Here is an 18,891-nt window from a genome sequence, read left to right on the forward strand (position 1 = left end):
AAGGTCTAGACGGCAGATATAAAAATGCCCGCCGCACTGGGTGCGGCGGGCGGTACTCGTTACTGCTACACAGTGTTACTCGGTAACAGTTTCAGACTCTTCAACAGCTGTGTTCGTACCAATGTCGTCTTTGTTGAACTCAGGGGCAGCCATCAGTTCATCTTTGGTGGCCTTCACGACGACGAAGTAATCGTCAGCGTCATCGGAGTCCTGAACGATGTCGAGCTTGTCCATTGAGACGGCGACGGTGTGTTCGCCCATCCCGAGGAAGCCGCCAATGTCGAGAACCACGGACTGCATCTTGCCGTCGGCAGACATCAGGATGTCGTTGACTTCACCGATGTTGTTCCAGTTCTCATCAGCTTCGGCCATCGCGTCACCTGAAACTTCAGCTTCCGAGCTGTAGACGTACTTGCCGATCAGTTCAGAGGCGGAAAGTGCGCCGGCATTCACCGAAGCGGACCCGATGAACAGGCTGTCGTTCATTGCGGTTGCGTTTGCATCGGCGTTCAGCGTCGCGTCAGTGTCGGTTTCGAGACCGTCCTGAGCCATTTGTTCAACTTCGTCACCGGCGTTCTCTGCAGCTTGTGCAGTATCTTCAGCAGCTTGGTCGATCTCAGCGGCGGCATCATCTGCTGCCTGCTCGATCTCTTCACCGGCCTGGTTCATCTCTGTGCCAAGCTCGGTTTGCGCCTGAACCTCTGCGTCGGTTTCGGCTTCCATAGCATGGGATTCTGCGAAGGCTGGAGTGCTCGCGGCGAAAACAATAGCGGTCGTTGCCAGAAGACGTTTCATTGTAGGTCCTCCTTACTCATACGAGGGAAGCAGGTATTGCTGCCCTTCCACGTCGAGATAACGGAGGCCGATGATTAAAGTTCCCGCCCGCCGATCGAAATTTATGTTAGGAGGAGAAATTTTTGATCAGAGGCGGTCGAGAAGTGCGCGGGTCGGCCATGCATCCGCGGGCAGGCCAAGACGGCGCTGTTCTGCCTGCACGGCGGCGCGGGTGAGCGCGCCCAGGATGCCGTCGATGGCGCCGACATCATGCCCATGGGCCACGAGTTTCCTCTGGAGCATTTTCATCTGCTCGCCGCTGAGCGCAGGATCGGGGTTGCCGGCGTTATAGATCGGCGCCCCCTCCAGCCGCGTGGCGAAATAGGCCGCTGTGGTGACATAGACGAAGCTGCGGTTCCACTCAAAGAGCGTGGTGAAGTTCGGATAGGCGAGAAAAGCAGGCCCGTTTCGACCCTGCGGAAGAAGGATTGATGCAGGTAGCGTCGAGGGGCCGAGGGATGCGGAGCGTGGCCTGACACCCGCGCGCGCCCAATCGGAGACCTTTCGCGTGGTGTTCAACCCCGTCGCGGACCAATCAAAGTCGGCGGGAAGGACAACTTCCTGAAGCCACGGCTCATTCGGCCGCCATCCAAGGTGGCGCAACATCTTGGCGCCCGACATCAACGCGTCCGCAGGCGACGTCTTGAGAGAGACATGCCCGTCGCCGTCTCCATCGATGCCGTTTTCCAGAATGTCGCCGGGCAACATCTGTACCATGCCGATCTCCCCGGCCCAGGCGCCGGTGGTCCGGTTCGGGTCAAAGTCACCCCGGCGGTACAACTCCATCGCCGAGAATATCTGTGGCCGGAACAGTGAGGGCCGGCGGCAATCGTGAGCAAGAGTGAGGAGTGCATTGCGCGTGTTGAAGTTGCCCTGCACCTGTCCGAAATCCGTCTCGAACGCCCAGAAGGACAGCAGCACGCCGCGCGGAACGCCGTATTGCCGCTCCACCCTGTCGAACACGGCATCCCATTTGCGGGCGTTGGCTTGTCCGTTCTGAAGGCGATTGGCGCTGATCAGACGTTGTGAAAATTCGAGAAAGGGCAACTGGAAGACGCCCTGCGCCCGGTCCGCTCGGATCACCGCGGGGTCCTGCGCGGCTCCGGCGAGGAAGCCGCGTATCGTGTCAGAGGGAACACCCCTCTGGCTCGCTTCGGCAGCTACGCCATTCAGGAAGGCGCCGAACGGTCCGCCGCAGGGGGTCTGGGCGGCGATCGGTGAGGCGAAGAGGAGGGCGGCGAGGGCGTATATGATTTTCATGATCCGACCATAACAGGGTGCTCCGCCCATCGACAGGATGTGTGCGGCGGCGGGAATTCGATATCCCGCATTCGGCGAGGAATCGCCGTTATTCAGGGTAACTGAGCAGGAAGTCGCGCTGTACGGATCGCGACAGCAATTTCGTTAGGACTTTGTAAACGCCCTGAGCGGAGGGATGGGGTATCAGACGCTGATGCGTTTTACAGGATGTCCATGAAAGTACTGATCGTAGAGAGCAACGAAGAATTGGGTACGCTCTGGGAGCGTCACCTGACGCGAGAGGGGTTTGCGGTTCAGCGCGCGGCAGATGCCGACAGCGCTGTTGACCTTGTGGCCAAAGGGTCCTTCGCCGTGGTGATCCTCGATCTCAATCTTGAGTCAGGTAGCCCGCTGGCCGTGGCGGATTACGTCAGCTACCGTCAGCCGTCTGCGCGGATCGTTTTCGTCACCCGGCGAAGCTTCTTTACCGACGGGTCGATTTTCAGCCTCAGCCCGTCGGCCTGTGCCTATTTGCCCGCCCATACACCGCCCGAAGATCTTACGGCGATCATCGAACACTATGGGCAGGCAAGCTGATCACCCGCGGCCGTGAGGCGCATCGAAATTCAGATCGGGGCCGATCGGCACGATACGGTGCGGGTTCACCATGTCATGGCTGTAGTGGTAGTGGCGCGTGATGTGATCGAAGCGAACGGTTTCTGCGATCCCTTCCCACTGATAGAGTTCTCGCGTGTATCCCCACAAGTTGGGATAATCGGCGATCCGTCGGCGGTTACACTTGAAGTGTCCGTGATAAACCAGATCGAAGCGCAGAAGCGTTGTCAGCAGCCGCCAGTCGGCCTCGGTGACGATATCCCCCACAAGGTAGCGTTGACGCTTCAGCCGATCTTCGATCCAATCGAGGCTTTCGAACAGCGGTAGAACGGCCTCCTCATAGGCCTCTTGCGTGGTGGCAAACCCTGCCTTGTAGACACCGTTGTTGACCGTGGAATAGACGCGTGCATTCACGTGGTCGATTTCAGCTCTGAGGGCTTCGGGGTAGAAATCCTGCGTGTCTCCGGTCAGGTCGTTGAAGGCCGAGTTGAACATGCGGATGATTTCAGCGGACTCGTTCGAAACGATGGTCTCGCGTTCCTTGTCCCAAAGGACTGGTACAGTCACGCGGCCCGAAATCTCCGGATCGGCCTTGGTATAGATGTCCCGAAGAAACGGGAGGCCATAGAGATCGTCGCCCGTTGCGCCGTCAAAATCCGTCGCGAAGGTCCAGCCGTCGTTTAGCATGTCGGGATGTACCACAGAAACGCCGATATGAGGCTCCAGCCCCTTGAGCGCCCTGAAGATCAGTGCGCGATGGGCCCAGGGACAGGCGAGGGCGACGTAGAGGTGATACCGACCCGATACCGCAGGAAATCCCCCCTCCCCCGACGGGCCGGGGGCACCATCGGGCGTTATCCAATTCCGAAACTTCGCAGTCGACCGGACGAATTTACCGCCGGATTCTTTCGTGTCGTACCACTGATCTTGCCATTGTCCGTCAACGAGCAAACCCATGAGTCGTCCTCCTTGTATTCCAACCTCAATATGACGCCTGCGCGCTCTGCGAAAAGGCAGGGTATGCGCGCAGGACACATGCGCGAATGCACAGAGAGGAGACCGCTCCGGCGCGCGGGATATGGGGTATGATCTTTTCAGGGCCACGATTCGCACGCGCCCGAGGGATTGGGGGACAGGGTGTTTTTACCGCGGGAAGTAGAGGAAGAACTCGCCGCATCGCGTGCCAAGGCAAGCAAGGCGCGCCCGAGGTTGCGCGTTGAGGCAGGTACGGTGCGCGTGCCGGTTCGAGAGATATGGGACGACGGTTTTTCAGTAGACCGAGAGGCCGCCGCGCGGTTGCCGGGGCATGTCGATTTCTTCGACGGAGACCGTTTTCTGCGGCATTGCCTGATCGTGGCCACGGGCGAAGATGCGGGGCGCGTCCATTTCGCGTTCAAGTGGCGAAGTGATGCTTTGGGCGCGCCGCCGCTGGACTATGTGACGGATCGAGTGACGCCTGCTGGATTTCTTCCTGCGCCGGAGTGAATGCCCGAGTGGCCTGACTATTGCAGGTCCGCGAATGCCTCCTGTAGGCGAGCAATGGCCTCCTCCACCCGTGCACGCGGCGTCGCCAGATTGAATCGCAAGAAGTTCTCTCCACCTTTGCCGAAGGTCTTGCCGTGGCTCGTGCAAATGCGCGCGGCTTTTTCCACACGTCGAAGGATGTCTGCCTCGGTCATACCGGTTCCGCTGAAATCTACCCACGCAAGGTAGGTGCCTTCGAGCGGCATGCTCTTCAGGCCGGGAATTCCGGCGATACCTGCATCAAAGATTTTGCGTGTCTCATCAAGGTACAGCATCAGGCTATTGAGCCAGATCGCCCCGTCGGGGGAATATGCGGCCGTGGCCATGTGCAACCCAAAAGAATTGGGCGAGATCCCCAAAGCGCTCATCCGCTTTGAAAACTTGCTGCGGAGAGTAGGGTCGGGGATGATCACGTTGCCGACATGGGCCCCTGCAATGTTGAAGGTCTTGGTCGTGGCAGACATCATGATCAGCCGATCCGTGATATCCGGGGTGGCTACGGCCATTGGAATATGGGTGTTGCCGGGAAAGATCAGGTCCTGATGTATTTCATCGGACACCAGCAGCAGGTTGTTGTCGCGCGCAAAATCAGCAAGGGCGCGCAATTCCGCCGCTGTCCATACGCGGCCGCCTGGATTGTGCGGGGAGCACAGGATGAGCATCTTTTCCGTGCCGGTAAGCGCAGACTGCCATGCGTCTATGTCGAGTTCATAGCGATCCTCCCGGAGTGCCAGTGGCAATTCGACAACCTCCCGCCCGGAGGCGCGGATCACGCGGGAAAAGGCATGATAGACCGGGGAAAGGAGGATGATCCCGTCGCCCGGCTCTGTATAGGTATCGATGCAAAGGCCGGTACCGTTCACAAGGCCATGGGTGGTAAAGATCCAATCGGTTTCGACCGTCCATCCATGGCGCTCCGCAAGCCACCAACGTATCGCGGCGCGATAGGCGCTCTCATCCCCGAAATAGCCATAGACACCATTCGCGGCCATGCGTTGAACCGCTTCCTGAACCACTTCAGGGGGGCGAAAATCCATATCCGCGACCCACATCGGCAACCCGCTGTCGGAGGGAACTCCATAGAGTTGCTCCATCATGTCCCATTTAGCGGAGTGTGTGCCGGTCCGGTCGATGATCTCGTCGAAATTCATGGGTGGTCCTTCGCATCGGTTGTCGCGAAGGACGCTAACGCCTGACACTGCGGGCGCAAGAGGCGTTGCGAGATGCGGCGGCTTGACTTAGATGAGCGGCATGAAACGCGCGATCCTGATCCACCCCGACCCCCGCCTGAAGAAGGTCTGCCCCTCTGTGGAGGAACTCTCCGATGAGGTGCGGCAACTCGCGTCCGATATGCTTGAGACGATGTATGATGCCCCCGGGATCGGGCTTGCGGCCCCGCAGGTCGGCGTGATGCAACGGCTCATCGTGCTCGATTGCGTGAAAGAAGAGGGCGCAGAGCCAAGACCGATGGTGATGCTCAACCCGGAAATCACCGCCGCCTCTGAGGAGTTGAACATTTACGAAGAGGGATGCCTCTCGATCCCGGATCAATATGCTGAGGTCACGCGCCCCGCTGAGGTTGAGGTCAGCTGGCTCGACCTTGATGGAACGGGAAAAAAGGCGGGCTTCGACGGGCTTTGGGCGACATGTGTCCAGCACGAAATTGATCACCTCGATGGCAAGCTTTTCATCGATTATCTGAAACCCATGAAGCGTCAGATGATCACTCGCAAGATGGTCAAGCTGAAGCGGGAGCAGGCGCGGTCCTGATGGGTGGACGGCGCTGTATTCCCTGGCCCGACAAGCGGCTGCGTATGGTCTCCGTGCCGGTTGAGGGCATTGATTCCGACATCCGTGCGATTTGGGACGACATGATCGACACGATGGAGGCGATGCCCGGTGTCGGCCTCGCGGCGCCGCAGATCGGGATCAACCTTAGACTTGCAGTCGTGGATGCCAGCGAAGAACGGGGGCAGGCGGTCCGCATGGCAAATCCGGAGATTCTCCATGCGTCGGTGGAGTTCCACGCCCATGATGAAGCCAGTCCGAACCTGCCCGGTGTTTCCGCTGAGATCCTGAGGCCGCGCGGTGTCACGGTTCGGTTCATGAACGCCGATGGAGAGATGGAGCAGCGTGATTTCGTCGGGCTGTGGGCGACTTCCGTCCAGCATCAGATAGACCACCTGAACGGAAAGATGTTTTTCGATCGGCTGAGCCGGACACGCCGGCAGATGTTGATCAAGAAGGCGGAGAAGTTGCGGTGAAACTCATCTTCATGGGCACGCCGGAATTTTCCGTTCCGAGTCTGGAGGCGCTGCACGAGGCGGGTCACGATATTGTCTGCGTCTACTCGCAGCCTCCCCGGCGCGCCGGTCGCGGCAAAAAGGAAAGACCCGGGCCAGTTCATGCGCGGGCGGAGGCCCTTGGTCTGCCGGTACGTACACCGACAACATTGCGCAACGAGGACGCACAGCAGGACTTCGCCGCCCTTGGGGCTGACGTCGCCGTGGTCGTGGCCTATGGTTTGATCCTTCCACAGCCGGTGCTGGACTCCCCTACCCATGGCTGTCTCAACATCCATGCCTCCTTGCTGCCCCGGTGGCGCGGAGCTGCGCCGATACACCGCGCCATCATGGCGGGCGATGCCGAGACCGGCGTTTGCATCATGCAGATGGAAGCGGGCCTTGATACCGGGCCGGTTCTCTTGCGCGAGGCCGTGTCGATCGGGAGGACGGAAACGACGGGTCACTTGCACGATCGCCTCTCGGACCTTGGGGCAAAGTTGATTGTGGACGCACTTGATCGGTTGAGCGAACTGGACGCGGTGCCCCAGCCGACAGACGGCGTGACTTATGCCGCCAAGATCGACAAGGCGGAAGCGCAAGTGGACTGGTCACGGCCTGCTGCAGAGGTAGACGCACAGATCCGCGCGCTATCTCCCTTTCCGGGGGCTTGGATCATGCGCGATGGTCAGCGGATCAAACTTTTGGGAAGTGAGCTTGCAGAAGGTCGCGGCGCGCCGGGAGAGGTGCTCGATGACAATATGCTGGTCGCTTGCGGCGAGGGCGCAGTAAGGATGAGCCACCTTCAACGCGAGGGCCGAGGGCCGCAAAGCGCCGAAGAGTTCCTTCGTGGACTCAAGATCAGTGCTGGCGACACGCTCTGAGAAAGTGCCCGAGTCGCGGGCACCTGCCCTGCAAGGTAGCGAAACAAGTGGCGAGAAGGCGGAAGTTGACAGAATTCCGCTGAGAACTCGGACAAAGACGCGAAAAAGCGCTCAATATTTCCAAGGTTTCTTTACAGAAATTGCGCGCCACCCTAGAAAGGGTGACGCGCTTACTCGCACTAAAATTTTTACGTCATGAAAACCTGGCAACCTGTTGTCAGGTTTTATTTTGCAAAGCCCTACCGTTCGCTAAAGAAAACCGAGTTTTCTAAACAGCGCCCGGCCACGTTCGGTGTTGCTGCGTAAAACCTCCGTCATCAACACGAATTACTGCTGTTCGTTGTGTAGGCGCGAAGTGCGACGACATCATGAACTGCAGACAGCCCGCTCTGGTCACGAGGACGTTAGCATAGCCCACGTCATTGCCACAGGCTTCTTGCCCGGAACGCGCAATTTGCAATTTCGAGTTGCGTCGGCCGCTGCAAAATTGACCGAGGTTCAACCTTAGGTAGATATAAATGGCGACAACGGGATGGTTTGGGGCGTTTGGGCTGATTCGATTCAGGTAGAGCCCGGCTTGAACGGTGACATGCCAGCCCGCGCGAGCTCATCGGCTCGTTCGTTTTCCGGGTGACCTGCGTGGCCCTTGACCCATTCCCAGCGTACCTCGTGCTTGCGGCTCGCCTCATCCAGACGTCGCCAGAGGTCTTCGTTCTTGACTGGTTTGCGCGCGGAGGTTTTCCAGCCATTGCGCTTCCAACCATGCATCCACTGGGTGATGCCGCCTTTGACATAAGCGCTGTCCGTTACAACAGTCAGGGACGAGGGCCGTTCGAGCGCTTCGAGCGCGTTGATCGCAGCCAGCAGTTCCATCCGGTTGTTGGTGGTGTTGGCTTCGCCGCCCTTCAACTCACGCTCACGCAGGACTTCTTTCCCGTCGCGCGCAATCAGAAGTGCGCCCCAGCCGCCGGGGCCGGGATTTCCCGAACATGCCCCATCCGTGTATGCAAAAAGCTCCGCCATGACACTCCGCCCGATCCGCCAAGAGCCGCCTTATCCCGCTGCGCGCAGCGGAGGGCAAGGGGTCATGCTGGAACGCGGAGAACCCGTGGCACCTTGAACTCGACGTTCTCTTCAGCGGTCACGACTTCTTGGACTGAAACCTCATAACGTTCAGAAAATGCAGCGATAACCTCGTCGACGAGTTCCTCAGGTGCGGAGGCCCCCGCCGAGATACCGATTGACTGTATTCCCTCGAGGGCCCGCCAGTCGATATCCGTGGCCCGCTGGACCAACTGCGAATAGCTACATCCCGCCCGTGCGCCGACCTCCACGAGCCGACGCGAGTTGGACGAATTCGGAGCGCCGACCACCAGCAGAGCATCGCAGCTTGGCGCCATGGCCTTGACGGCTTCCTGCCGGTTGGTGGTCGCGTAGCAAATATCTTCCTTGTGTGGGCCTACGATTGCGGGAAAACGCCGTTTGAGCGCGGCAACGATTCCCGCAGTATCGTCCAAGGACAAGGTGGTCTGGGTAACAAAGGCAAGCCGCTCAGGATCACGCACCTCGACGGTTTCGACGTCGGCTTCGGTCTCGACCAGCAAGACCTCGCCATCGGGCAGTTGCCCCATCGTTCCGATCGTCTCGGGGTGCCCTGCGTGGCCAATCATGATCATCTGAAGGCCAGCTTCTGCATGGCGCTGCGCTTCGATATGAACCTTGCTGACCAAGGGGCAGGTGGCATCGACATACACCATTTCCCGGCGCGCAGCTTCATTCGGGACGGCCTTCGGGACCCCATGAGCGGAGAAGATCACCGGCCGGTCGTCGGGGCAGTCGTCGAGTTCTTCTACAAACACCGCGCCCTTTTCCCGCAACCCATCCACGACGAACCGGTTGTGGACGATTTCGTGCCGGACATAGACAGGCGGGCCCCATTTTTCGAGCGACATCTCCACGATCTTGATCGCACGGTCGACCCCGGCGCAAAACCCGCGCGGAGCAGCCAAATAAAGCGTGAGGGGAGATTTGCTCATGAGGACTCACCTTTCGTAATCAGTCCCACAGCTAATGCCTCCGTCGCCCGGGTTCTACCCCGAGGCGCGGATTTGCTGCGGCTTCCTCATACTGCGGCACGACGAGGGCTAGTGGCTCGCCGCGAATGCCGAATCCTTGTCGTTCTGATGCTCGCGCGGGGGGCGCCCGATCACTTCTTTGAGATCATCCAGCTCGATGAAGTTGTCGGCTTGGCGCCGGAGGTCGTCGGAGATCATCGGTGGCTGACTGCGGATCGTGGATACGACTGAAACACGCACACCCTGCCGCTGGAGGCTTTCGACCAGGGGGCGGAAATCGCCATCGCCCGAGAAAAGCACAATGTGATCCACGCGAGGGGCGAGTTCCATGGCATCGACGGCAAGTTCGATATCCATGTTGCCCTTGACCTTACGCCGGCCCTGACTGTCGGTGTACTCCTTGGCAGGCTTGGTCACCATGGTGAAGCCGTTGTAATGCAGCCAGTCCACCAGGGGCCGGATCGGAGAATATTCGTCATTCTCCAGAAGCGCGGTGTAGTAGAACGCCCGAAGCAGCTTGCCGCGACGCATGAATTCCTGTCGCAAAAGCTTGTAGTCGATGTCGAATCCGAGCGATTTGGCCGCCGCATACAGATTCGAGCCATCGATGAACAGCGCGAGCCGTTCGTCCTTATAGAACATAAAAGTTCCTTCCGAATAATGTCCGTTGCCCGAAGTCCGTGAGTGCGAACTGGGCACCAGCCTAATATGAAGTTAATTCACTGAATCCCATCCGCAAGAGGCGAAAAAGTATATGCAGAGCCATAAAAAAGGCGCCACATGTGCCATGGCCTTTTCGACCGGGGCATTTTTTATCATTGCCCTAGGGTCCAATCTTACGTCTTCGGTGGGCGACTCTCAACAAATTATCGCGGCAGCGGTTCAGAAGCTGAGCGATTCGCCGCTGCTGCTGGTGTCGGTGAGTAGGTTTTACGCGACTCCGGCATTTCCCGCTGGATCCGGCCCCGATTATGTCAACGCCGCAGCGATTGTCAGATCGAAGCGCGGGCCGCAGGAAGTGCTCGATCTCCTCCACGAGATCGAAGCGGGTTTTGCACGGGAGCGGGGCGCGAGATGGGCCAGCCGGACACTCGATCTTGATCTGATTGCCGTGGGGGATATCATCCTGCCGGACGCCGATACACAAACTGCCTGGCGGGAGCTTTCGTTGGAGGAACAGATGACGCGGGCGCCCTCTCAACTGGTGCTTCCCCATCCCCGATTGCAGGATCGGCCATTTGTTCTGCTTCCGCTCTTGGATGTGGCGCCGGATTGGCGGCACCCCCTGACCGGAAGAAGCATCGCGGAGATGTGTGAGGCCCTCGATCCGACCGCCCGAGCAGAGGTTCGCGCACTTCTATAGAAACCGCCTTGTCAAGGCTCTATCTTGGGCGTATGTACCCGCTTCCACCCAAGCCTGCCGATTGGAGTCCTATATGGCCCGCGTGACTGTTGAAGATTGTGTCGACAAGGTCCCGAACCGTTTCGAACTTGTGATGCTCGCCGCGCACCGTGCGCGTGAGATCGCGGCCGGCTCGCCGATCACTGTTGACCGCGACAATGACAAGAACCCCGTCGTCGGGCTTCGCGAGATTGCCGAGGAAACTCAGTCGGCCGATGAATTGCGTGAGCGCATGATCGAGTCGAACCAGACCCAGATCGAAATCGACGAACCCGAAGATGACAGCATGGCGCTTCTCATGGGTGCGGAAGCGGCGGACAAGCCTGCTGACGACGACCTCTCCGAGGAGAAGCTTCTGCGGGCTCTGATGGAAGCTCAAGGGCAGCGCTAAGCCGCCAACTGCAAAGGCGCGCACAATGATCTCCGACGATGATCTGATCGCGCTGGTCCACAATTATAATCCCCGTGCGGATGAGCAACTCATCCGCCGGGCGTATGAATTCGGCGAGCGGATGCACGACGGCCAGTTCCGTCAATCCGGGGAGCCGTATTTCTCTCATCCTGTGGCCGTTGCGGCGATATTGACCGAACAGCAACTCGATGACGCCACGATTGTGACGGCGCTGCTGCACGACACGATCGAGGATACCAAGGCGAGCTATTCCGAGGTTTCCCGTCAGTTTGGCCGCGAGGTGGCTGATCTGGTGGATGGTGTCACCAAACTCACCAACCTTCAGCTTTCAAGCTCCGAGACCAAGCAGGCCGAGAATTTCCGCAAGCTGTTCATGGCGATGTCCAAGGACCTGCGCGTGATCCTCGTCAAGCTTGGCGATCGCCTGCACAACATGCGCACCATCAAGTCGATGCGACATGAAAAGCAGGTTCAGAAAGCGCGCGAGACGATGGATATCTATGCGCCGCTCGCGGGACGGATGGGTATGCAATGGATGCGCGAAGAGTTGGAGGATCTGGCCTTCCGGGTTCTCAACGCTGACGCGCGCAGTTCGATCATCCGGCGTTTCATTACCCTGCAGCGAGAGACCGGCGACGTGATCCAGCGGATCACGGGCGATATGCGCAAGGAACTTGAGGCCGCGGGCATAGAGGCACAAGTGTTCGGGCGGGCCAAGAAACCCTATTCCATCTGGCGCAAGATGCGTGAGAAGGACGTCGGATTTTCGCGTCTGTCCGATATCTACGGGTTCCGCGTCATTACCGAGACGGATGCCGAATGCTATGCCGCGCTAGGCGTTATCCATCAGCGCTGGCGGGCGGTGCCGGGACGGTTCAAGGACTACATCAGCCAGCCCAAATCGAACGGGTATCGGTCCATCCATACCTCTGTTTCAGGACGTGATGGCAAACGCGTCGAGGTGCAGATACGAACTGCTCAAATGCACGATGTCGCCGAGACGGGCGTCGCCGCGCATTGGTCCTATCGGGATGGGGTGCGCAGCGAAAACCCCTTTGCGGTCGACCCTGCCAAGTGGCTCGCAAGCCTCACGGAGCGCTTTAGCGAAGACGAAGATCACGAGGACTTTCTCGAAGCCGTCAAGCTGGAGATGTATTCCGATCAGCGCTTCTGCTTCACCCCAAAGGGCGATGTCATAAAGCTGCCGCGTGGTGCGACGCCGATCGATTTTGCCTATGCGATCCATACGCGGATCGGGAATGCCTGTGTCGGGGCCAAGGTCGATGGAATGCGGGTGCCGCTCTGGACCCGGCTCAAGAACGGCCAATCGGTGGAGATCATCACGGCAGAGGGCCAGACGCCGCAGGCCACGTGGCTGGATATCGTTGCGACGGGCCGGGCCAAATCCGCGATCCGTCGGGCCCTGCGGGCGGAGGACCGTGAGCGTTTTATGAAGCTCGGGCGCGAACTGGCGCGTGTGGCCTTTGAGCACATCGGGAAGAAGGCGACCGACAAGGCGTTGAGCACTGCCGCCAAGCTGCTCCGGGTCGAAGACCGGTACGATCTGCTCGCCCGACTCGGCAGCGCCGAGATAACCGGCCGTGAGGTCGTGAGGGCGCTTTATCCCGACCTCAGCCCACAGCCCGAGCATGAGGTCGATTTCCGCCGCGCGGTCATCGGCCTTTCGCCGGGGCAAAACTTTGATCGCGCGCCCTGTTGCCAGCCCGTCCCGGGGGAGCGGATCGTGGGGATCACCACCCGAGGGCGCGGCGTGGTCGTTCATGCCATTGACTGCGAAGCCCTGACATCGCTGGAGGATCAACCCGACCGCTGGCTGGACCTGCATTGGGACTCAGGCCAACATGCGCCTGTCCACAATGTGTCGCTTGATATTACCATCGCGAATGATGCAGGTGTGTTGGGGCATATCTGCACCATGATCGGCGAGCAGAAAGCCAACATTTCGGATCTGCACTTTGTCGACCGCAAACCGGACTATTACCGCCTGCTGATAGATGTGGACCTGTGCGATGCAGAGCACCTGCACCGAGTATTAACCGCGCTTGAGGCAGAAAGCGAAGTGGCATCGCTGGAGCGGCATCGCGATCCGTCACGGGGGCAGCATTCGGCGCCGGTTGCGGGACGGGACATGTCGGAAACGACGCAGGAAGGATAGGGCGGGGTGATCTTCAAACGGCGCGATCGGCGGGGCCCCCTGACGATTCTTCAGCACGCCGTCTATCCAAAGGGCGGGTGGGCACGCGCCTTTCATTATGTGAAGCACCGCCTGAACCGGCTTCCCGATCCTCCTGAAAAAGTCGCGCGCGGCATCTGGGCGGGTGTCTTTACCACCTTCACGCCGTTTTACGGTCTGCATTTCGTGGTTGCGGCACTGATAGCGACGATGATCCGGGGCAATATCCTCGCGGCGCTGCTGGGTACGTTTTTCGGCAATCCCCTGACCTATCTGCCGATCGGCATCATCTCCCTCAAAACCGGGCATTTCATGCTTGGTGGGCGGTTCCATGGGGCCGAGAACAGTCTTTTGCAGGCATTCCTTTTTGCCGCGCAGGATCTGTGGGCCAATTTCGGGGCGCTCTTTTCCGATCGCACCGCCGACTGGAACGGGCTGCGGATGTTTTTTCATGATGTCTTCCTGCCCTATCTCGTGGGAGGAATTCTGCCGGGGCTCATTTCCGCGACGGTGTGTTATTACCTCTCGGTCCCCCTGATCCGCGCTTATCAAAACCGCCGCCGCGCCGCGCGTATGTCGCGTTGGAGGGTGTTGAAAGGCCGAAAGAAACCGGCTGACGCCGGGCGGGGATCGGACTAGTTTGGCGAAAATCCAGATCGGGGAAGTGGAATGACCCAGACATCCGGCCGGCTGCGCCTTGGAGTGAATATTGATCATGTCGCAACCGTGCGGAATGCGCGGGGCGGTGCCTATCCTGATCCTCTCAGGGCGGCCAAACTTGCCGAAGAGGCCGGTGCCGACGGCATCACGGCGCATTTGCGCGAGGATCGGCGCCACATATCGGACAGTGACATCGACGGGCTGATGGAGGTCCTCTCAGTTCCCTTGAATTTCGAGATGGCCGCGACCGATGAGATGCAGGCGATAGCGCTTCGTCACCGCCCTCATGCTGTTTGCATTGTGCCGGAAAAGCGCGAGGAACGAACGACCGAAGGCGGACTTGAGGTCGCGCGGGAAGAAAACCGTCTGGCGCATTTCATCGCGCCGCTACGCGAAGCGGGTTGCCGGGTGTCCATCTTTATTGCGGCGGATCGTCGGCAAATCGAGGCGGCCCACCGGATCGGCGCACAGGTGATAGAGTTGCATACGGGCGCCTATTGCGATGCCTGCGCCGAAGGGCATGTCGAGACCGCCGAAGCCGAACTGACCAGCTTGCGGGAGATGGCGAGCCTCGCGCATTCCCTGGGGCTCGAAGTTCATGCTGGCCATGGCCTGACCTATGACACGGTGCGGCCTATCGCGGCCTTTCCCGAGGTCATGGAGCTAAATATCGGCCATTTCCTGATCGGGGAGGCGATCTTTCGGGGGCTTTCCCCGGCTATCGTCGAGATGCGGCGCCTGATGGACGACGCCCGCGCATGATCCTCGGTATCGGGACCGATCTGGCGAATATAGACCGTATCGCCGGCACGCTGGAACGCTTTGGCGAGCGGTTCCGGAATCGCGTCTTTACTGACGTGGAACAGGCAAAGGCGGAGCGGCGGGCAGACGTGGCCGGAACTTATGCCAAGCGTTGGGCCGCGAAGGAAGCCTGTTCCAAGGCACTGGGCACGGGCTTGCGAATGGGGATCGCGTGGAAGGATATGGCTGTCTCGAACCTGCCAACCGGACAGCCTGTCATGGAAGTGACGGGGTGGGCGCGCGAAAGGCTCCTCGCAATGACGCCGCCCGACCACGAGGCGATCATCCACGTCACGTTGACAGATGATCATCCCTGGGCGCAGGCCTTCGTCGTGATTGAGGCGCGTCCCCGCTAGCGCTGCCCGATACTTTCGACTTGGCAAAGGACTTCGTCAGCAAGGGTAAGCGCACGGCCTGTGACCTCCATCATCCGGGGGAGGATCAGCCATTCCAATGACCACGCCGCGCCCGACCGTTCCTGCTCGTGCACCAGAGCCTGATGGAGCCCACCGAGCTGCGCTGCGTTGAATCGCGCCAAGGTGATCAGTACCTCCGCCCCCACCGGGTTCTGTTTGTGCGGCATGGCGGACGAGCCGCCCCCGCCGCGGAGGGAAATGTCGTCGACACCCTGCTGTGCCATCAGGGCGATATCCTGACCGATCTTGCCAAGGCTTCCGGTCACGAGAGAGAGCCATCCCCCAAATTCGACAAGCGCGGTTCGATCCGTGTGGAAGGCGCGCGACATGGGGGAGAGATCCAGCAGATCTGCGAAAGCCGCATTGATCGCGTCGGCTGCGTCGATGTTCCGGTTTCCGACTGCCCCGCCGAATTGCAGCCGTAGAAGCTTTGGTGAAAGGCGGCTGAGGCCGTCGCGCAGGTCCGGCAAGGGATGGAGCCATGCGGCGATCCGGTCCGCGACCGTTATCTCCATCGCCGCCTGCATGCGGGTCCGCGCCATAAGCGGCCTCGACCCGAAGCGATCCGACAGGTCATCCAATACCGAGATGACACGCTCAATCCGCGTGCCAAAGATAGGGATCACGGATTTCAGGCAAAGCGCCAGGGCCGTATCCATCACATCCTGACTGGTCAGGCCACGATGAATGGCCGGATGCAGATCCTCGGGCAGCGAGGCACGGATCTGCCGCAACAATGAAGGGAGCGCGACGCCATCTCGGGCCATGCCCTCCGAGATCGCCTCCATGTCTAACCTCAACCCCCGGATTGCCGCGGATGCCGCAGTTCCAATTTCCACCGGGACCCGGCCTGCGAGGCTCAAAGCGCGGGAATAGGCCGCTTCAACCTCCAACATCCGAGAGACCCATGCCTCCGATCCTGTCAGGGCCGTGATCTCCGGATCTCCGAAGATCCGGCCCAGCAGGGGATCGGAGGCAAGAGTACTCATGCGGGGCGCAAACCGAGGAGCTGGCGCGCCTGAGCGGGCGTCGCCACTGGCCGGTCATACTTGGCACAGATATCGGCAGCCCGCGCGATCAGGGCCGCATTGGAAGGGGCAAGCGTCGTCCGGTCCATCCGCACGTTGTCTTCAAGGCCGGCACGCGTATGTCCGCCCGCAGCGATTGCCCACTCATTGACCACATGTTGCGTGGGCCCGATCCCCGCGGCACACCAAGGGGAGCCGGGCGCGCGCGTGGCCATGATGTGGGCGTAGAAGTCAAAGACTTCCTTGTCCGCGGGCATGGCGTTTTTCACGTTCATCACGAACTGCACGTAGAGTTTGCCAAAGATCTTGCCGTCTTCGTGCATCTTGATGGCCTGAAGGATGTGGGACAAATCGAAGGCTTCGATCTCCGGTGTGACTTCGTATTTCATCATCTCCGAGGCGAGCCATGCCACGAGATCGGGTGGGTTCTCATAGACCCGCGTGGGGAAGTTGTTGGAGCCGACCGAGAGCGAGGCCATATCGGGGCGCAGCGAGAGCATTCCGCCCCGTGCTTGGCCCGCGCCGGATCGCCCACCGGTGGAGAATTGGATGATCACACCGGGGCAATGTTTCTCCAGCCCCTCTTTCAGCCTCGCGAACTTTTCGGGGTCCGAACTTGGGGTTTCGTCGTCGTTGCGCACGTGGGCGTGTATGATAGAGGCCCCCGCCTCAACGGCGGCGTGACTGCTTTCGACCTGCTCGGAGATCGAAATCGGAACCGCGGGATTGGCGGCCTTCGTGGGCACGCTCCCCGTGATGGCGCAGCACAGAATACAGGGTTTTCCTGCGATGTCAGATGTCGAAGAAGATGGTTTCATCGGGACCCTGCAAATGAATGTCGAAATGATAGGTTGCGCCGTCGCGACGGGCGATCAACGTCGGCACGCGGTTCTGGTGCTCGATGCGAGACAGCAGTGGATCCGCGGAATTCGCGCTCTCCTCGTCGGAGAAATAGATCCGGGTGCTGAGCCCTAGATTGATACCGCGCGCTACGATCCACACGAGGATATGCGGCGCCTGCATCCGGCCGTCCGGCCATGGAACGGCACCGGGCTTGACCGTCTCGAACCGGTAGCGGCCCGTCACGGCATCGGTTGGTTGCCTTCCCCATCCGGTGAAGGCCGGATCGGCGTCCCCGCGTGTTTCTTCGGGGCTGTGGAACAGGCCCGCTGCGTCCGCCTGCCAGATTTCCAGCATGGCGTCCTTGAGCGGCGTGCCGGTACCGTCGATCACATGGCCCTCGATCGTGATGCGCTCTCCGCGCGCGTCGCCCGTGATCATGGACTTGCCGAGATCATTTCCGCCGTACATCCCCTCCAGCCCGGCAAAGCTTGGCACGCAGCCAATATGTACATAGGGGCCGGCGGTCTGTGAGGGGGATTCCTTGAGATAGCGCATCACATCCCCTCCATCTTGTTCTCGAACATCGTCTGCCTCCGTCCGCGCAGCACGAAATCCATACGGTAGGCGCGCGCGTCCATCGGCGCGGTGTGGTTCATATCGAGCTTGGCCACCAGCGTATCAATCGCGGCCTTATCGGGAATGGTGTTGACGATGGGGCACAGGGCGATGTGCGGGTCCCCTTCGAAATACACCTGCGTGATAAGGCGCTGCGCAAACCCCTGCCCAAAGAGGCTGAAGTGGATATGCGCAGGGCGCCAATCATTGACGGCGTTCGGCCAAGGGTAGGGGCCGGGCTGGATCGTGCGAATGGCGTAATAGCCTCGTTCATCCGTGATTGTCCGCCCGCACCCGCCGAAATCGGGATCGAGAGGGGCAAGGTAGCCGTCTTTCTTGTGGCGATAACGGCCGCCCGCGTTGGCTTGCCAACATTCGAGCAGGGCATTCGGAACCGGGCGCGCTTCTTGGTCGAGCACATGACCATGGAGAATGATGCGGGGGCCCTGCGCGCTCTGGCCCGGGCGGGCGTAGTTGAGCGTCAGGTCGTTGTCGAGGTCTCCCAGCATCCCGTGCCCGAACACCGGCCCGGTTGCCTCCGTCATGGTATTGTCAAAGGCGATGCGCGCACGCTGTGGTGAGCGGGCGATGCTGGTCTTGTACCCGGGGGTCAGTGGGGGCGGATGCCAGTCGAAATCACGCTGAAAGAATGTACCCGGTTTGAAACCCTTGGTCATTCGGTGTCCTCCATCTCGGCAAAGGTCTGCTTTGCCACCTTGATCGCATGATTGGCCGCAGGCACCCCGGCATAGATGGCAACATGCAGGATAAGCTCCTGTATGTCTTCCTTCGTCGCGCCGGTATTCGCAGTCGCGCGGATATGCATCGCGACTTCTTCCCAATGCCCTTGGGCACAGAGCAGGGCGAGGGTCACGATCGACCGCTCGCGCAGAGACCAGGTCGCGCGGGACCAGACATGCCCCCACGCGGCCTCAGTGATCAATTCCTGAAAGGGCGCGTCAAAGTCCGTCTTGGCGGCCTCTGCACGATCCACGTGCGCATCGCCGAGGACCCGCCGCCGTGTGGCCATGCCCTCCGCGTGGCGATTTTTGCTCTCTGCCATCTAT

General features: G+C 60.1%; 23 protein-coding genes. 11 read left to right on the plus strand and 12 right to left on the minus strand.

Going from position 1 to position 18,891, the window contains the following annotated elements:
- Positions 1 to 75: 75 nt before the first annotated feature.
- Both BM234_RS13525 and BM234_RS13530 read right to left on the minus strand, forming a co-directional pair.
- On the minus strand, positions 76 to 795 hold the full coding sequence (locus BM234_RS13525; protein ID WP_092065859.1) for a PRC-barrel domain-containing protein: 720 nt from the start codon (positions 793 to 795) through the stop codon (positions 76 to 78).
- A 126-nt stretch (positions 796 to 921) separates the two neighbouring features.
- Positions 922 to 2,094, minus strand: coding sequence for a lytic murein transglycosylase (locus BM234_RS13530; RefSeq protein ID WP_092065861.1), 1,173 nt, complete (start codon positions 2,092 to 2,094; stop codon positions 922 to 924).
- 213 nt (positions 2,095 to 2,307) lie between these two features.
- On the opposite strand from BM234_RS13530, the gene BM234_RS13535 reads away from it, so the two are divergent.
- Positions 2,308 to 2,670, plus strand: coding sequence for a response regulator transcription factor (locus tag BM234_RS13535; protein WP_092065863.1), 363 nt, complete (start codon positions 2,308 to 2,310; stop codon positions 2,668 to 2,670).
- On the opposite strand, the gene BM234_RS13540 is transcribed toward BM234_RS13535, so the two are convergent.
- On the minus strand, positions 2,671 to 3,645 hold the full coding sequence (locus BM234_RS13540; RefSeq protein ID WP_092065865.1) for a glutathione S-transferase family protein: 975 nt from the start codon (positions 3,643 to 3,645) through the stop codon (positions 2,671 to 2,673).
- A 180-nt stretch (positions 3,646 to 3,825) separates the two neighbouring features.
- On the opposite strand from BM234_RS13540, the gene BM234_RS13545 reads away from it, so the two are divergent.
- Positions 3,826 to 4,173 (plus strand): hypothetical protein, encoded by a 348-nt coding sequence (locus tag BM234_RS13545; protein WP_092065867.1) that lies wholly within the window; start codon positions 3,826 to 3,828, stop codon positions 4,171 to 4,173.
- A 17-nt stretch (positions 4,174 to 4,190) separates the two neighbouring features.
- On the opposite strand, the gene BM234_RS13550 is transcribed toward BM234_RS13545, so the two are convergent.
- Positions 4,191 to 5,363 (minus strand): MalY/PatB family protein, encoded by a 1,173-nt coding sequence (locus tag BM234_RS13550; protein ID WP_092065869.1) that lies wholly within the window; start codon positions 5,361 to 5,363, stop codon positions 4,191 to 4,193.
- Positions 5,364 to 5,463: 100 nt separating this feature from the next.
- On the opposite strand from BM234_RS13550, the gene def (BM234_RS13555) reads away from it, so the two are divergent.
- The 3 genes from def (BM234_RS13555) to fmt are packed head-to-tail and all read left to right on the plus strand — an operon-like array spanning position 5,464 to position 7,378.
- Positions 5,464 to 5,982 (plus strand): peptide deformylase, encoded by a 519-nt coding sequence (gene def, locus BM234_RS13555; protein WP_092065871.1) that lies wholly within the window; start codon positions 5,464 to 5,466, stop codon positions 5,980 to 5,982.
- Positions 5,982 to 6,476: a peptide deformylase gene (def, locus tag BM234_RS13560; RefSeq protein ID WP_092065873.1), complete on the plus strand. Its 495-nt coding sequence runs from the start codon at positions 5,982 to 5,984 to the stop codon at positions 6,474 to 6,476. The genes def (BM234_RS13555) and def (BM234_RS13560) overlap by 1 nt, the downstream gene beginning before the upstream one ends.
- Positions 6,473 to 7,378, plus strand: coding sequence for a methionyl-tRNA formyltransferase (gene fmt / locus BM234_RS13565; protein WP_092065875.1), 906 nt, complete (start codon positions 6,473 to 6,475; stop codon positions 7,376 to 7,378). Before def (BM234_RS13560) ends, fmt begins: the two co-directional genes overlap by 4 nt.
- Before the next feature lie 561 nt (positions 7,379 to 7,939).
- Here the strand turns inward: fmt and rnhA are convergent.
- The 3 genes from rnhA to BM234_RS13580 form a co-directional block, all read right to left on the minus strand.
- Positions 7,940 to 8,401 (minus strand): ribonuclease HI, encoded by a 462-nt coding sequence (gene rnhA, locus BM234_RS13570; RefSeq protein ID WP_092065877.1) that lies wholly within the window; start codon positions 8,399 to 8,401, stop codon positions 7,940 to 7,942.
- 62 nt (positions 8,402 to 8,463) lie between these two features.
- Positions 8,464 to 9,414, minus strand: coding sequence for a 4-hydroxy-3-methylbut-2-enyl diphosphate reductase (gene ispH / locus BM234_RS13575; RefSeq protein WP_092065879.1), 951 nt, complete (start codon positions 9,412 to 9,414; stop codon positions 8,464 to 8,466).
- A gap of 108 nt (positions 9,415 to 9,522) precedes the next feature.
- Complete coding sequence (locus tag BM234_RS13580) at positions 9,523 to 10,095, minus strand: LabA-like NYN domain-containing protein (protein ID WP_092065881.1); 573 nt, start codon at positions 10,093 to 10,095, stop codon at positions 9,523 to 9,525.
- Positions 10,096 to 10,240: 145 nt separating this feature from the next.
- Here BM234_RS13580 and folK point away from each other — a divergent pair, with 145 nt between their 5' ends.
- The 6 genes from folK to acpS all read left to right on the plus strand — a co-directional run bounded on the left by folK (position 10,241) and on the right by acpS (position 15,278).
- Positions 10,241 to 10,816: a 2-amino-4-hydroxy-6-hydroxymethyldihydropteridine diphosphokinase gene (gene folK, locus BM234_RS13585; protein WP_092065883.1), complete on the plus strand. Its 576-nt coding sequence runs from the start codon at positions 10,241 to 10,243 to the stop codon at positions 10,814 to 10,816.
- A 73-nt stretch (positions 10,817 to 10,889) separates the two neighbouring features.
- On the plus strand, positions 10,890 to 11,246 hold the full coding sequence (gene rpoZ / locus BM234_RS13590) for a DNA-directed RNA polymerase subunit omega (RefSeq protein ID WP_092065885.1): 357 nt from the start codon (positions 10,890 to 10,892) through the stop codon (positions 11,244 to 11,246).
- A gap of 25 nt (positions 11,247 to 11,271) precedes the next feature.
- On the plus strand, positions 11,272 to 13,443 hold the full coding sequence (locus tag BM234_RS13595; RefSeq protein WP_092065887.1) for a RelA/SpoT family protein: 2,172 nt from the start codon (positions 11,272 to 11,274) through the stop codon (positions 13,441 to 13,443).
- Positions 13,444 to 13,449: 6 nt separating this feature from the next.
- Complete coding sequence (locus BM234_RS13600) at positions 13,450 to 14,100, plus strand: DUF2062 domain-containing protein (RefSeq protein WP_092065889.1); 651 nt, start codon at positions 13,450 to 13,452, stop codon at positions 14,098 to 14,100.
- A gap of 30 nt (positions 14,101 to 14,130) precedes the next feature.
- Positions 14,131 to 14,883, plus strand: a complete 753-nt coding sequence (locus tag BM234_RS13605; RefSeq protein WP_092065891.1) for a pyridoxine 5'-phosphate synthase — start codon at positions 14,131 to 14,133, stop codon at positions 14,881 to 14,883.
- On the plus strand, positions 14,880 to 15,278 hold the full coding sequence (gene acpS, locus BM234_RS13610; protein WP_092065893.1) for a holo-ACP synthase: 399 nt from the start codon (positions 14,880 to 14,882) through the stop codon (positions 15,276 to 15,278). Before BM234_RS13605 ends, acpS begins: the two co-directional genes overlap by 4 nt.
- On the opposite strand, the gene BM234_RS13615 is transcribed toward acpS, so the two are convergent.
- Genes BM234_RS13615 through pcaC form a run of 5 tightly spaced genes read right to left on the minus strand, consistent with a single transcriptional unit; the run spans position 15,275 to position 18,887 of the window.
- A complete protein-coding gene (locus BM234_RS13615; protein WP_092065895.1) occupies positions 15,275 to 16,327 on the minus strand; it encodes a 3-carboxy-cis,cis-muconate cycloisomerase in 1,053 nt (350 codons plus the stop codon). The two genes, acpS and BM234_RS13615, sit on opposite strands and share 4 nt — an antisense overlap.
- Positions 16,324 to 17,184, minus strand: a complete 861-nt coding sequence (locus tag BM234_RS13620; protein WP_092065897.1) for a 3-oxoadipate:acetyl-CoA acetyltransferase — start codon at positions 17,182 to 17,184, stop codon at positions 16,324 to 16,326. Before BM234_RS13620 ends, BM234_RS13615 begins: the two co-directional genes overlap by 4 nt.
- Complete coding sequence (gene pcaG, locus BM234_RS13625; RefSeq protein WP_092065899.1) at positions 17,159 to 17,764, minus strand: protocatechuate 3,4-dioxygenase subunit alpha; 606 nt, start codon at positions 17,762 to 17,764, stop codon at positions 17,159 to 17,161. The genes BM234_RS13620 and pcaG overlap by 26 nt, the downstream gene beginning before the upstream one ends.
- Positions 17,764 to 18,501 (minus strand): protocatechuate 3,4-dioxygenase subunit beta, encoded by a 738-nt coding sequence (pcaH, locus tag BM234_RS13630; RefSeq protein WP_092065901.1) that lies wholly within the window; start codon positions 18,499 to 18,501, stop codon positions 17,764 to 17,766. Before pcaH ends, pcaG begins: the two co-directional genes overlap by 1 nt.
- On the minus strand, positions 18,498 to 18,887 hold the full coding sequence (pcaC, locus tag BM234_RS13635) for a 4-carboxymuconolactone decarboxylase (RefSeq protein WP_092065903.1): 390 nt from the start codon (positions 18,885 to 18,887) through the stop codon (positions 18,498 to 18,500). Before pcaC ends, pcaH begins: the two co-directional genes overlap by 4 nt.
- Positions 18,888 to 18,891: the final 4 nt, after the last annotated feature.

Source organism: Poseidonocella pacifica (genome assembly GCF_900111875.1).
In the GTDB taxonomy this organism is placed as follows: domain Bacteria; phylum Pseudomonadota; class Alphaproteobacteria; order Rhodobacterales; family Rhodobacteraceae; genus Poseidonocella; species Poseidonocella pacifica.